The 12,312-nt window shown below is 63.4% G+C and carries 12 protein-coding genes; 4 read left to right on the top strand and 8 right to left on the bottom strand.

Going from position 1 to position 12,312, the window contains the following annotated elements; translation table 11 throughout:
* Positions 1-173 precede the first annotated feature (173 nt).
* From tyrS to FSO04_RS01725, 3 genes are all read left to right on the top strand, one after another.
* Positions 174-1,418, top strand: coding sequence for a tyrosine--tRNA ligase (tyrS, locus tag FSO04_RS01735; RefSeq protein WP_154558077.1), 1,245 nt, complete (start codon positions 174-176; stop codon positions 1,416-1,418).
* Positions 1,419-1,474: 56 nt separating this feature from the next.
* Positions 1,475-1,933 carry a D-aminoacyl-tRNA deacylase gene (gene dtd / locus FSO04_RS01730; protein WP_063497315.1) on the top strand — a complete coding sequence of 153 codons (459 nt, stop codon included), beginning with the start codon at positions 1,475-1,477 and terminating at the stop codon, positions 1,931-1,933.
* Between the two features lie 111 nt (positions 1,934-2,044).
* The gene (locus tag FSO04_RS01725) at positions 2,045-2,725 is read left to right on the top strand and encodes a histidine phosphatase family protein (RefSeq protein WP_154558076.1); all 681 of its coding nucleotides are present in this window, start codon (positions 2,045-2,047) and stop codon (positions 2,723-2,725) included.
* A gap of 33 nt (positions 2,726-2,758) precedes the next feature.
* Here the strand turns inward: FSO04_RS01725 and ruvB are convergent, their stop codons facing one another.
* From ruvB to FSO04_RS01685, 8 genes are all read right to left on the bottom strand, one after another.
* A complete protein-coding gene (gene ruvB / locus FSO04_RS01720; RefSeq protein WP_154558075.1) occupies positions 2,759-3,823 on the bottom strand; it encodes a Holliday junction branch migration DNA helicase RuvB in 1,065 nt (354 codons plus the stop codon).
* A gap of 121 nt (positions 3,824-3,944) precedes the next feature.
* The gene (gene ruvA, locus FSO04_RS01715; RefSeq protein ID WP_093635484.1) at positions 3,945-4,526 is read right to left on the bottom strand and encodes a Holliday junction branch migration protein RuvA; all 582 of its coding nucleotides are present in this window, start codon (positions 4,524-4,526) and stop codon (positions 3,945-3,947) included.
* Between the two features lie 153 nt (positions 4,527-4,679).
* On the bottom strand, positions 4,680-5,222 hold the full coding sequence (ruvC, locus tag FSO04_RS01710; RefSeq protein ID WP_097390381.1) for a crossover junction endodeoxyribonuclease RuvC: 543 nt from the start codon (positions 5,220-5,222) through the stop codon (positions 4,680-4,682).
* A gap of 172 nt (positions 5,223-5,394) precedes the next feature.
* Positions 5,395-6,960: a bifunctional phosphoribosylaminoimidazolecarboxamide formyltransferase/IMP cyclohydrolase gene (gene purH, locus FSO04_RS01705; RefSeq protein WP_154558074.1), complete on the bottom strand. Its 1,566-nt coding sequence runs from the start codon at positions 6,958-6,960 to the stop codon at positions 5,395-5,397.
* Positions 6,961-7,015: 55 nt separating this feature from the next.
* A complete protein-coding gene (locus FSO04_RS01700) occupies positions 7,016-7,249 on the bottom strand; it encodes a Fis family transcriptional regulator (protein ID WP_007180440.1) in 234 nt (77 codons plus the stop codon).
* On the bottom strand, positions 7,246-8,313 hold the full coding sequence (gene dusB / locus FSO04_RS01695) for a tRNA dihydrouridine synthase DusB (RefSeq protein WP_154558073.1): 1,068 nt from the start codon (positions 8,311-8,313) through the stop codon (positions 7,246-7,248). The genes FSO04_RS01700 and dusB overlap by 4 nt, the downstream gene beginning before the upstream one ends.
* A 267-nt stretch (positions 8,314-8,580) precedes the next feature.
* Positions 8,581-9,822 (bottom strand): UbiH/UbiF/VisC/COQ6 family ubiquinone biosynthesis hydroxylase, encoded by a 1,242-nt coding sequence (locus FSO04_RS01690; protein WP_154558072.1) that lies wholly within the window; start codon positions 9,820-9,822, stop codon positions 8,581-8,583.
* A 31-nt stretch (positions 9,823-9,853) separates the two neighbouring features.
* Positions 9,854-11,260, bottom strand: a complete 1,407-nt coding sequence (locus tag FSO04_RS01685) for an aminopeptidase P N-terminal domain-containing protein (protein ID WP_154558071.1) — start codon at positions 11,258-11,260, stop codon at positions 9,854-9,856.
* Between the two features lie 233 nt (positions 11,261-11,493).
* Here FSO04_RS01685 and FSO04_RS01680 point away from each other — a divergent pair, with 233 nt between their 5' ends.
* Positions 11,494-12,108, top strand: a complete 615-nt coding sequence (locus FSO04_RS01680) for a glutathione S-transferase C-terminal domain-containing protein (protein WP_171927491.1) — start codon at positions 11,494-11,496, stop codon at positions 12,106-12,108.
* Positions 12,109-12,312 lie beyond the last annotated feature (204 nt).

Raw genomic sequence — 12,312 nt, 5'->3', positions numbered from 1 at the left:
GTTTTAGCAGATTATCGGCGCAAGCGCGGTCGAATATAAAGCGTCACAGTGCCAATGGCGCGTCCCGGCAAGCCGAAATCATGCGTCGACGGTGCGCCTGTAGCCGAGTCAGTGGGCGCGGCGGCGCGCATCTATGGGACAATCTCCTTTTTTCGCGACTTCACGTTTCCAGCATGAGCACCGAGTCCACCAAGCCTAGCCCCGCCTTCCCGATCACCGACGAAGTCCGTCACGCACTCGCCGTCACCAAACGCGGCGTCGACGAACTGCTGATCGAAGAAGAATTCGCACAGAAGCTCGCGAAGAGCGCGGCCACTGGTGTGCCCCTGCGCATCAAGCTCGGCCTCGATCCGACCGCGCCGGACATCCACATCGGCCACACGGTCGTGCTGAACAAGATGCGCCAGTTGCAGGATCTCGGTCATACGGTGATTTTCCTGATCGGCGACTTCACCTCGCTGATCGGCGATCCGTCGGGCCGCAATGCCACGCGCCCGCCGCTCACGCGCGAGCAGATCGAATCGAACGCGAAGACGTATTTCGAGCAGGCAGCACTCGTGCTCGACCGCGACAAAACCGAAATCCGCTACAACAGCGAGTGGTCGATGCCGCTCGGCGCCGACGGCATGATCAAGCTCGCCTCGCGCTACACGGTGGCGCGGATTCTCGAGCGCGAAGATTTCACCAAGCGCTTCCAGGGCGGCGTGCCGATCTCGATCCACGAATTCCTGTACCCGTTGATGCAAGGGTATGACTCGGTCGCGCTGAATGCCGACCTCGAGCTCGGCGGCACGGACCAGAAGTTCAATCTGCTGGTGGGCCGTGAACTGCAGAAGCAGTACGGTCAGGAACAGCAGTGCATCTTGACGATGCCCTTGCTCGAAGGCTTGGACGGCGTCGAGAAGATGTCGAAGTCGAAGAACAACTACATCGGTATCAGCGAAAGGCCGACCGACATGTTCGGCAAGCTAATGAGCATTTCCGACGTGCTGATGTGGCGTTACTTCGAACTGCTGTCGTTCCGTCCGATGGACGAGATCGCCGGCTTCAAGAAGGAAATCGAAGCGGGCCGCAATCCGCGCGATTTCAAGGTGATGCTCGGTCAGGAAATTGTCGCGCGCTTCCACTCGCAAGCCGATGCCGAACGCGCGCTCGAGGACTTCAATCATCGCGCGAAGGGCGGCGTGCCGGACGATATTCCGGCCGTGACGCTCGCGGGCGCACCGCTCGCAATCGGCCAGTTGCTCAAGCAGGCCAACCTCGTGCCGTCGACCAGCGAGGCGCTGCGCAACATCGAGCAAGGCGGCGTGAAGATCGATGGCACGACCGTGTCCGACAAGGGACTGAAGGTCGAAGCCGGCGAGTACGTCGTGCAGGTCGGCAAGCGCCGTTTCGCGCGTGTCACGCTGACGGCTTGATGACTCAGCGATAACACGATGGCGACTCGAGCGTTGTTGCATCTGGAGTCGAGCCGATGATCGCGCTGATCCAGCGCGTTCGCCGCGCGGAAGTGCGCGTGGACGACCGCGTGACCGGCGCAATCGAGGCGGGCCTGCTCGCGCTCGTATGCGCCGAACGTGGCGACACGGAGGCTGCAGCCGACCGGCTGCTCGCCAAGGTGCTCGGCTATCGCGTCTTCAGCGATGCGGCCGGCAAGATGAATCTCTCCGTGCAGAACCTCGACGGCGCAGGGCGCGCAGGCGGCTTGCTGCTCGTTTCGCAGTTCACGCTGGCTGCCGACACCAACAGCGGCCTGCGTCCCAGCTTCACGCCCGCCGCGCCGCCCGACGAGGGCAAGCGGCTATTCGATTACTTCGTCTCGGCAGCGCGCGCCAAGCACCCGATCGTCGAGACAGGCGAGTTCGGCGCCGATATGCAGGTGTCGCTAGTCAATGACGGACCGGTCACGTTCTGGCTGCAGACGAACGCTTGAGCTTCCACTGCTGCCGCATGGTGTACGCGGCGGCACGCTTCCACTCCTCCAGCCGCTTCTTGCGACAATAGCGGCTCGGCATAACCGGCTACTGGCGCCCACGCTCATCCCATGACTACGCAGATTCTGTTCATCCGCCACGGCGAGACCGACTGGAACCGCATCAAGCGCATTCAAGGTCACATCGACATTCCGCTCGCGACGACCGGCCTCGCGCAGGCGCAACGCCTTGCACGCCGCATCGCGGGTGAGGTGAAAGAGGGCGCACGGCTCGACGCGATCTATTCGAGCGATCTGCAACGTGCCCAACAAACCGCGCAGCCGATCGCCGACGCGCTCGGCCTGCCGCTGCAACTGCGTGAAGGTTTGCGTGAGCGTTCGTATGGTGCGTTCCAGGGGCATGACAGCGACGAAATCGCCGTCCGTTTCCCTGATGAGTACGCGCACTGGCAAACCCGCGATCCTGGCTTCGCGCCGCCTGAAGGTGAATCGCAGCGCACGCTCTATCACCGCGTGCTGCACGCGATCGAGCCTCTGGTGGCAGTGCATCCGGGCGGCCGGATCGCTGTGGTCGCGCATGGCGGTGTGCTCGATTGCGTACGTCGTTTTGCGTGCGGTTTGTCACTCGATGCGCCGCGTGATTACGCGTTGCTGAATACGAGCGTCAACGTGGTGGATTATGCCGACGACGCCAGCAAGGCGACGATCGTGTCGTGGGCGGACGTGTCGCATCTCGACGCGCCGAGCGATGACGATAGCTTCAAGAAGAGGGTGCCGGAACCGGGGCGTTAAACGGCGCGAGTTATTTCAACTCGCGCATCCGGCTCAGGTCGCGGCCGCATCCCACAGGCCGGATATGGGGCTCGAAGCATCCGGCGCGGCGAGACCGAAATGCCGGTACGTGAGCAGTGTGGCGACGCGGCCGCGCGGCGTGCGCTGCAGGAAGCCTTGCTGGATCAGGTACGGTTCGAGCACGTCTTCGATCGTGTCGCGCTCTTCGCCGATTGCCGCTGCCAGATTGTCGACGCCGACCGGGCCACCGTCGAATTTGTGCAGGATCGCCTCGAGCAGTTTGCGGTCCATCAGGTCGAAGCCGACCGCATCCACGTCGAGCATCTTGAGTGCCGCGTCCGCCACTTGAGCGGTGATGTTGCCGTCCGCTTTCACCTCTGCGAAATCGCGCACGCGGCGCAACAGCCGGTTCGCGATCCGCGGCGTGCCGCGTGCGCGCTTGGCGATTTCGAATGCGCCATCCGGGTGGATCTGCGCATGTAGCAACGATGCCGAACGCGTGACGATGCGCGCCAACTCTTCGGCGTTATAAAACTCGAGCCGTGCGACGATACCGAAGCGGTCGCGCAGCGGATTGGTCAGCATACCCGCGCGGGTGGTTGCGCCGACCAGCGTGAACGGCTGCAGATCCAGCTTCACGCTGCGCGCGGCCGGCCCTTCGCCGATCATGATGTCGATCTGATAATCCTCCAACGCCGGATACAGAATTTCTTCGACGACCGGCGAGAGCCGGTGGATTTCGTCGATGAACAGCACGTCGTTGGCTTCGAGGTTGGTGAGCAATGCAGCGAGGTCGCCGGCGCGTTCAAGAACCGGGCCGGATGTTTGCCGCAGATTGACACCCATTTCCCGCGCGATGATGTGCGCGAGCGTGGTCTTGCCGAGACCCGGCGGCCCGAACAGCAGCACGTGGTCGAGCGATTCCGACCGGCGCCTGGCAGCCTCGATGAAGATTTCCAGTTGACCGCGTATTTTTTCCTGCCCGACATATTCTTCGAGCTGGCGTGGGCGCAACGCGCGCTCGAACGCTTCTTCGTTCGGCGAGACGGGCGTGGCCGCGATGATGCGCTCGGCGGCGAGTTTGTCGGTTTCGATCATGCGGTCATTGTACCGCGCCCCGCCCGTTGCGAAACTCGGCCGAACGGCCAGGGTGTGCGCCGCACCGCCGTGTGCGAAGCTTTACTTGTCGCACGCGGCGCCACCGTCACGGCATGGGCTTTTAACCCTTGGACAACGCCTTCAACGCGAGCTTGATGCCTTCGGAAACGCCGGTGCCGGCCGGCACGTTCTTGACGGCCGCCAACGCTTCTTTTTCGGAGTAACCCAATGCGATCAGTGCGTTCAGGATATCGGAGGCGTGGTCGGATGCCGACGCCGCGCCCGCCAGCGCGCCCAGGTCGGCGCCGATCTTCCCCTTCAGTTCGAGGAGCAGCCGCTCCGCTGTTTTCTTGCCGATGCCCGGCACACGAGTCAGGCGCGCGGCGTCCTGCATCGTGACGGTCTGCGCCAGCTCATGCACGCTCATGCCGGAGAGCACGGCGAGCGCCATACGCGCGCCGATGCCTGTGATCTTCAGCAGTTCGCGGAACGTCGAGCGTTCTTCGGCGGTGCCGAAGCCATAGAGGAGATGCGCGTCTTCACGCACGATCATTTGCGTGAGCAGCACGACGCGTTCACCGGTCGACGGCAGGTTGTAGAACGTGCTCATCGGCACATCGACTTCGTAACCGACGCCGTTGCAGTCGACGAGTAGATGCGGCGGGTTTTTTTCCAGCAGAACGCCGGCAATGCGACCGATCATGGCGGATTCAATCTTGAGAGAAAGGGCGAGTGTAGCGCAGTGGGTGCGCGGCATGATGCGTAGTCGCGATTCGCGCTGTTTCCACAATTCGTGCGGCCCGAAGCAGGCTCAGTGATGTTGCGGATCATGGCGCTGGCAGCCGGAACTGAACACCTAGCCCACCAACCGCCCACGCCGCACACGCAAGCCTTTCTTCGCTAGCGACGGCGCAATGCCGCCGAGCGTACTCAGCGTCGAGCCCCCATGCGCGTGGCAAATCGCCATGCCGAGGGCGTCAGCGGCATCAGTGCCAGGCACGCCGGAGAGGTTGAGCAGCCGCACCACCATCTGCTGCATCTGCTCCTTGGTCGCGCGGCCATAACCGACCACAGCCTGCTTCAACTGCAACGCCGTATATTCGGCAACCGGCACGCCGCCCGCCACCAGCCCACAAATCGCCGCGCCGCGCGCCTGACCAAGCAGCAGGGTGGATTGCGGATTGACGTTGACGAACACTTTTTCGATCGCCGACTGATCCGGCGAGTGCTGGCGGATCAGCGTCGAAATGCCTTCGAAAATGGTGCCGAGACGCGATGGCAGATCGGCGTCGGCGGTTTTGATCACGCCGCTTGCGACGTAGCTGAGCGTGTGTCCGGTTTGATCGATTACGCCAAAGCCGGTCACGCGCAAGCCGGGGTCGATGCCGAGAATTCTCATGAGATGCCGCGTATGCGGTTAAAACCAGGTGCTTGCGATACTACAACGAACGCGCCGTGTGGCGGTCGGTGTTCCAAAACAAAACGACCCGGCGGAAAACTCCACCGGGCCGTTTCGCGCAAGCTACGCAGGCGAGCATCGCATCACAAAGACGCCGCCCGCGAAGTCGAATTCAATGCCGGAAATGACGCACGCCGGTCACCACCATCGCGATGTTGTGCTCGTCTGCTGCACCGATCACTTCGTCGTCGCGCATCGAGCCGCCCGGTTGAATCACGCAGGTCGCGCCTGCTGCAACCACCACATCCAGACCGTCACGGAACGGGAAGAACGCGTCCGACGCCACCGCCGAACCCGCCAGCGTCAAACCGGCGTTCTGCGCCTTGATACTCGCAATACGCGCCGAGTCCACGCGGCTCATCTGGCCCGCGCCGACGCCGAGCGTCATGCCGTTGCCGCAGAACACGATCGCGTTCGACTTCACGTACTTCGCGACGCGCCATGCGAACAGCAGGTCGTCCATTTCCTTCGGCGTCGGGTGACGCTTCGTGACCACGCGCAATTCGTGCGGCTGCACGTTTTTCGAATCGAGCGATTGCACCAGCAGGCCGCCGCCGACGCGCTTCAGATCGAACGCGTTATGACCGTCACCCAAGGCGATTTCCAACAGACGCACGTTCTGCTTGGCCGCGAACACCTGACGAGCCGCCGTGCTGAACGACGGTGCGATCAGCACTTCGACGAACTGCTTGGCCACGGCTTGCGCCGCCGTTTCGTCGACTTCACGGTTGAACGCGATGATGCCGCCGAACGCCGAGGTCGGATCGGTCTGGAACGCCTTCGCATACGCTTCGTTCGCGTCCGCGCCCACTGCGACGCCGCACGGATTCGCGTGCTTGACGATCACGCAGGCCGGTACGTCGAACGTCTTCACGCATTCCCACGCTGCATCGGAATCGGCGATGTTGTTGTACGACAGTTCCTTGCCTTGCAACTGGTTGTAGTTCGCCAGTGCGCCAGCCGGCACGGACAGATCGCGATAGAACGCGGCGCTCTGGTGCGGGTTCTCGCCGTAGCGCAGATCCTGCACCTTGTCGAAAGCCAGGTTGAAGGTAGCCGGGTAGGTGTTGCGCGACGAGTGTTGCAATTCGTCGGTGAGGCTCGTCAGGTAGTTCGTGATCGCGCCGTCGTACTGCGCGGTGTGCGCGAACACCTTGGTGGCCAGACGGAAGTTCGTCTTGTACGAGACAGCGTTGCTATTCGCACGCATTTCGTCGAGCACGACCGCGTAGTCGGCCGGATCGACCACCACCGTCACGTCGCGATGATTCTTCGCGGCCGAGCGCAGCATGGTCGGGCCGCCGATGTCGATATTCTCGATCGCGTCTTCCAGCGAGCACGTTTCTTTCGACACGGTCTGCACGAACGGGTACAGATTCACGACCAGCAGGTCGATCGTCGGGATGTCGTGCTTTTCAAGCGCTGCCATGTGTTCCGGCAGGTCGCGGCGCGCAAGAATGCCGCCGTGCACCTTCGGATGCAGCGTTTTCACACGCCCGTCCAGCATTTCCGGGAAGCCCGTGTAGTCGGCGACTTCGGTGACGGAGAGGCCCGCGTCCGCGAGCAGTTTCGCGGTGCCGCCGGTCGACAGGATCTTGACGCCGAGGTCCGACAGCGACTTGGCGAAGTCGACGATGCCGGACTTGTCGGAAACGGAGATGAGCGCTTGCTTGATCATGATGAAGACGAAAAGCCGAAGGGAAACGTGGCAGGGCGCTTGAAACTACAACGAACTACAGCAAACCGTGCTGTTGCAGCTTCTTGCGCAGCGTATTGCGGTTGATGCCGAGATACTCGGCGGCCAGCGACTGATTGCCGCCGGCCTGCTCGAGCACCACTTCGAGCAAGGGTTTTTCCACGCATGAAATAACCATGTCGTAGACGTCATGCGGATTGGAGCCGTCGAGATCCTGGAAATACATCCCCAGGCTGTCGCGGACAGATTGTTCGATATTGTTCTTGCTCATGCTGCTAGTCGGTCGGTATGGTCCGGCTCGCCGTCGTTCTTGCTGAGCGTCTCGTCGACGTAGACGAGGCGGTCGGAAATCGCCTTTTGGGCGTTGAAGAATTCGTTGACGGCGAGGAGTTGTTCGCGCGTGGTGTCCAGCGTATTCATACGGTGCCGGAACACGTTGGCGCCAGAAAGGCCGCGAGTGTACCAGCCGATATGCTTACGCGCAGTGCGCACGCCCGTAAATTCGCCGTAGAACGCGTAGTGATCTTCGAGATGCTCGTTCATCACCTGCTGGATTTCGTCGATGCGCGGCGGCGGCAGCAACTCACCCGTTTGCAGGAAATGCTCGATCTCGCGAAACAGCCACGGACGCCCCTGGGCGGCGCGGCCGATCATGATGGCGTCGGCGCCGGTGGCGGCGAGCACCTCGCGGGCTTTTTGCGGCGACGTGATGTCGCCATTGGCGACCACCGGAATGCGCACCGCTGCTTTGACGGCAGCGATGGTCTCGTATTCGGCGTCGCCGTGATACAGGTCGGCGCGGGTGCGGCCGTGCACGGTCAGCATGGAAATGCCGGCGGCTTCGGCCAGACGCGCTACCGTCAAAGCGTTTTTGTTGTCGCGATCCCAGCCGGTGCGGATCTTCAGCGTGACGGGCACCGCATCCGGCCCGACGCCCACTGCGCCCACCACGGCCTCGACGATGCGCTGCACCAGCGGCTCGTTCTGCAGCAAGGCGGAACCCGCGGCCACGTTGCACACCTTCTTGGCCGGGCAGCCCATGTTGATGTCGATGATCTGCGCGCCGTTCGCCACGTTGTAGCGAGCGGCTTCGGCCATCATGGCCGGATCGGCGCCGGCGATCTGCACGGCGATCGGCTCGACCTCGCCCGTGTGGTTGGCGCGGCGCATGGTTTTTTCGCTTTTCCACAACTGCGCGTTCGAGGCGACCATTTCCGACACCGCATAGCCCGCGCCCAGCCGTTTGCACAGTTGCCGGAACGGCCGGTCGGTTACGCCGGCCATGGGGGCGACGAACAGGTTGTTACGCAGATTGTGGGAGCCGAGAGTGGGCATGACTTGGACGCGCTTGTGACCGATTGTTAAGTTTCTGTCAATCGGAGCTTGCGCGAAATGCGAAGGAAAACCGCCATTTTAGCGTTAACGGATAGTCGACACCCGACTTGAGTCTGTCGTAACTCATTAAATCTTCTATGAAAGTGGTCCGGTTCATAGAACCGGCACCGTTCGCGCGGCGACGCTGATGGGCCTGCTTATGTGCCTGGCACGGTGCCTAAAAAGGCTGCAGCGGCCGAGGGCGTTGGGCGCGAACGGGCGGCGCGCTCAGCGGCGCTGGCCGAACATCATTTGCCGCGCCAGCGCGGTTTTCACCGGCGGCACGAATTCGAGCGCGGTGAGGGCGAGGCCGCGCAAGGCGGCGAGCGGCGGGAAGTCGACGGTGAAAAGGCGCGCGAGCGTGTCGGTGGCGCCGATCGTCAGGCGCCGGTCGAGCGCGCGGCGTTGCGCGAACGTCGCGAGAGCCAGCGGGGTCGGACCTTCCGCCGACAAGGCATCGGCGAGCGCGTGTGCGTCGCGCAAGCCCAGATTCAGACCTTGACCTGCCACCGGATGCAGCGTCTGCGCCGCATTGCCGATTGCAACGACATGGCCGTTCACCAGCGTATCGACCGCGTTCAGTCCCAGCGGGAACGACGCGCGTCCCTTGATTTGCGTAAAGCGGCCCATGCGGTTGCCGAATGCGGCGCCGAGTTCGAGCAGGAATTCGTCGTCGGAGAGTTGTGCGCGTCGCGCGGCTTCGTCGGGTGCGCAGCACCAGACCAGCGCGTAATTCGCGCCGCGCACGCCGCCCATCGGCAGCAATGCGATCGGTCCTTGCGACGTGAAGCGCTCCCACGCCACATGCGGTTGCGGCGCCGACACGGCGACCGTGCCGACCAGCGCGGTCTGCCCGTAATCGCGCGTTCCGCCGACTGCGCTGCTGCCCGTGCTCCCGGTGGCTTTCTGTTTCTGGTCGCCGAACAGGCCGCCTTCGGCATTCACCAGAATCCGCGTGCGCAGATTGCGTGTGACACCCGCGGTTTCGATCGGCAGCGTGACGCCGTCGAGGTCCTGAGTCGGCGCCGCGGCGGAGGTGGAGCGGAACCAGTGCACCGAGGTCGCGTGAACCGCTTCGGCGAGACCGTGCACGATCGAGCCATAACGCAGCACGTAACCGAGCGCCGGCAAACCGTGCTCGCTGTGGTCGATCAGCGTGCGGCCGAAATGGCCGCGCTGCGACACGTGGATGCGCTGGATCGCGGTGGCGTCGGCTGGCCAGCGCAGTGGTTCGAGAATCATCCGGCTGCCGTGCGAGACGGCGATCGCGCGCGGATCGGTAATCGAATCTTCCGGTTCGCGCGCGTCGATCAACGCGATCTTCAGCGCCTGCGTCGCGCTGCGGCGCGCCAGCCAGCCGGCAAGCGCCAGCCCGACCGGCCCGGCGCCGACGATCGTCACGTCGAAATCGAAGCCATGGTCGGACGCGGCGGGTTTCAGAATCACCGTCGACTGGGAAACGTCGTTCATTGCGGGTTGCTTCCTTGGGTTACTGCCTCGGTTACTGCTTTAGCGGCTGGGCCGCGCGGGCTTCCTGCATCAGCGCCTCGATCTCGCCGGCCGCCACCGGGACGTCGCGTGTGATCAGCTCGCAACCTGCCGCCGTGACGATCGCGTCGTCTTCAATGCGGATGCCGATGTTCCAGTAGCGCTCCGGCACGCCTTCGGTCGGACGGATGTACAAGCCGGGCTCGATGGTCAGCGTCATCCCCACCTGCAGCGTGCGCCACGGCAGCGCGCCCGCTTCGTCGCGTGGTGCGCCGCGTTCGCGGTAGTCGCCGACATCGTGCACGTCCATGCCGATCCAGTGGCCAGTACGGTGCATATAGAACGGCGCATAGGCGCGCTCCGCGATCACTGCGTCGACCGAGGCGAACTTCGCGCGGTCGACGATGCCGGTGTCGAGCAGCCCTTGCGATAGCACGCGCACGGCGGCCTGGTGCGGATCGTCGAAGGTGGCACCGACGCGGGTGGCGTCGACGGCAGCCTGCTGCGCGCCCAGCACGATGTCGTACAACTCGCGCTGCGCCGGCGTGAAGCGGCCGCTCGCCGGGAAGGTGCGGGTGATGTCGGATGCGTAGCCGTCGAGTTCGCAGGCGGCGTCGATCAGGATCAGGTCGCCGTCCTGGGCGATCGCGTTGCCGGCCGGGTAGTGCAGCACGCAGGCGTTGGCGCCCGCGGCGACGATCGACGTGTAAGCCGGCGCCTGCGAGCCGAATTTGCGGAAGGTGTAGAGCAGCTCGGCTTCCAGTTCGTACTCACGCACGCCGGGGTGGCAGGCGGCCATTGCGCGGCGATGCGCCTGCGCGGAAATCTGTCCGGCGCGACGCATGATGGCGAGTTCGTGGGGATCCTTGATGAGCCGCATGTCGTCGAGCAACGGGATCAGATCATGCGCGACTGTGGGCGTGGCGACGCCGCTGCGGCCTAGCGAGCGCACCGCGTCGAGCCAGCCGCGCACCTGTTCGTCCAGTGCCGCCGACGTGCCGAGCGCGTAATGCAGCGATGGCTTGTCGGCGAGAATGCGTGGTAGTTGCGCGTCGACTTCGCTCTCGGGGAAGGCGGCGTCGAAGCCGAACGCCTCGCGTGCGCCCTCCGGCCCGAAACGGAAACCTTCCCATGTCTCGCGCTCGACATTCTTCTCGCGGCAGAACAGGATCGAGGCCGGTTCGCCCGATGCGGCGCTTGCGTCGAGCACCAGCAAGGCCTCGGGCTCCGTGAAACCCGTCAGATAGTAGAAATAGCTATCGTGCCGGTAGGGGTAGTCGGCGTCCCGGTTGCGCAGCTTTTCCGGCGCGGTGGGGACGATGGCGACGCCCCCACCCGTCGCGCGCAGCGCGGCGAGGACGCGCTCGCGGCGCGTGCGGTAGACGTCGATGGCGATGGTGGGTTCGGTCGGCTGGTTCATCGTGAGATTGTAGCGCCCAATGCGGAGACTTATTTTGCGCGGATACTGGCGGGGAGAGGTGGTCGCCCCAGCCACGTTAGCCATTTGGCCGGGTAGACGGCATGCTAGTGTCGCGGCAATGTTGCAATCCATCCACAGCGAGCATCCATGCGGCTTGCGAAGCGACAGCGCTGTGCTCGGGAATGCCGCCGACCACTTATACTTTCGCCGAATTCAAGAAAAGGCAGATGGTAATGATGAAACTCATCGGTTCGCTCGCCAGCCCGTTCGTGCGCAAAGCGCGGATCGTTCTGGCCGACAAGAAGATCGACTACGAACTCGTGCCCGAGAACGTCTGGGCGCCGGATACCACGATTCACACCTTCAATCCGATCGGCAAGGTGCCGTGCCTCGTGATGGAAGACGGCGAAGCGGTGTTCGACTCGCGGGTGATCTGCGAATACGTGGATACGCTGTCGCCAGTCGGCAAGCTGATTCCGCCGTCGGGGCGCGAGCGCGTCGAAGTGCGCTGCTGGGAGGCGCTCGCCGACGGCATGCTGGACGCCGCGGTGCTGATTCGCCTCGAAAGCACCCAGCGCGCGCCCGAACAGCGCGTGGACGCGTGGGTCGCGCGGCAGCAGCGCAAGATCGACGAAGGCCTGATCGCCATGTCACAAGGCTTGGGCACCAAGCCGTGGTGCACGGGCAATCACTACACACTCGCGGATATCGCGGTGGGCTGTGCGCTGGGCTACCTCGATTTCCGCATGCCTGAGTTGAACTGGCGCGAAGGGTATCCGAATCTGGATAAACATTTCCAGAAACTGTCGTTGCGTCAGTCGTTCATTGATACGGTGCCGGCGAATTGAGCGAAGTACTCGTTGCCGCTCAATGGTGCGGTTGTCTGGAATCGCGCTGCCCGCAATTTTCGCTAAATTGCAAAATGATGTCATTCACGCTTTCATAAGCATAAATTTAAGCTTACGTTTGTGGTAAAAATGCGCCTACCCGTCAGGCGCATTTTTTTTGTCTGCCGCGTGGCGCAATGGTTTATGCAATCGACATACGTGGAG

Source organism: Paraburkholderia madseniana (genome assembly GCF_009690905.1).
In the GTDB taxonomy this organism is placed as follows: Bacteria; Pseudomonadota; Gammaproteobacteria; order Burkholderiales; family Burkholderiaceae; genus Paraburkholderia; species Paraburkholderia madseniana.
The sequence above is the reverse complement of the archived record's forward strand: the minus strand, read 5'-3'. Positions and strand labels throughout refer to the sequence as shown.

Bases quoted from the DNA above. Each gene is read 5' to 3' on its own strand.
- tyrS (WP_154558077.1), top strand. From the start codon at position 174: ATGAGCACCGAGTCCACCAAGCCTAGCCCCGCCTTCCCGATCACCGAC.
- dtd (WP_063497315.1), top strand. From the start codon at position 1,475: ATGATCGCGCTGATCCAGCGCGTTCGCCGCGCGGAAGTGCGCGTGGAC.
- FSO04_RS01725 (WP_154558076.1), top strand. From the start codon at position 2,045: ATGACTACGCAGATTCTGTTCATCCGCCACGGCGAGACCGACTGGAAC.
- ruvB (WP_154558075.1), bottom strand. From the start codon at position 3,823: ATGATCGAAACCGACAAACTCGCCGCCGAGCGCATCATCGCGGCCACG.
- ruvA (WP_093635484.1), bottom strand. From the start codon at position 4,526: ATGATCGGTCGCATTGCCGGCGTTCTGCTGGAAAAAAACCCGCCGCAT.
- ruvC (WP_097390381.1), bottom strand. From the start codon at position 5,222: ATGAGAATTCTCGGCATCGACCCCGGCTTGCGCGTGACCGGCTTTGGC.
- purH (WP_154558074.1), bottom strand. From the start codon at position 6,960: ATGATCAAGCAAGCGCTCATCTCCGTTTCCGACAAGTCCGGCATCGTC.
- FSO04_RS01700 (WP_007180440.1), bottom strand. From the start codon at position 7,249: ATGAGCAAGAACAATATCGAACAATCTGTCCGCGACAGCCTGGGGATG.
- dusB (WP_154558073.1), bottom strand. From the start codon at position 8,313: ATGCCCACTCTCGGCTCCCACAATCTGCGTAACAACCTGTTCGTCGCC.
- FSO04_RS01690 (WP_154558072.1), bottom strand. From the start codon at position 9,822: ATGAACGACGTTTCCCAGTCGACGGTGATTCTGAAACCCGCCGCGTCC.
- FSO04_RS01685 (WP_154558071.1), bottom strand. From the start codon at position 11,260: ATGAACCAGCCGACCGAACCCACCATCGCCATCGACGTCTACCGCACG.
- FSO04_RS01680 (WP_171927491.1), top strand. From the start codon at position 11,494: ATGATGAAACTCATCGGTTCGCTCGCCAGCCCGTTCGTGCGCAAAGCG.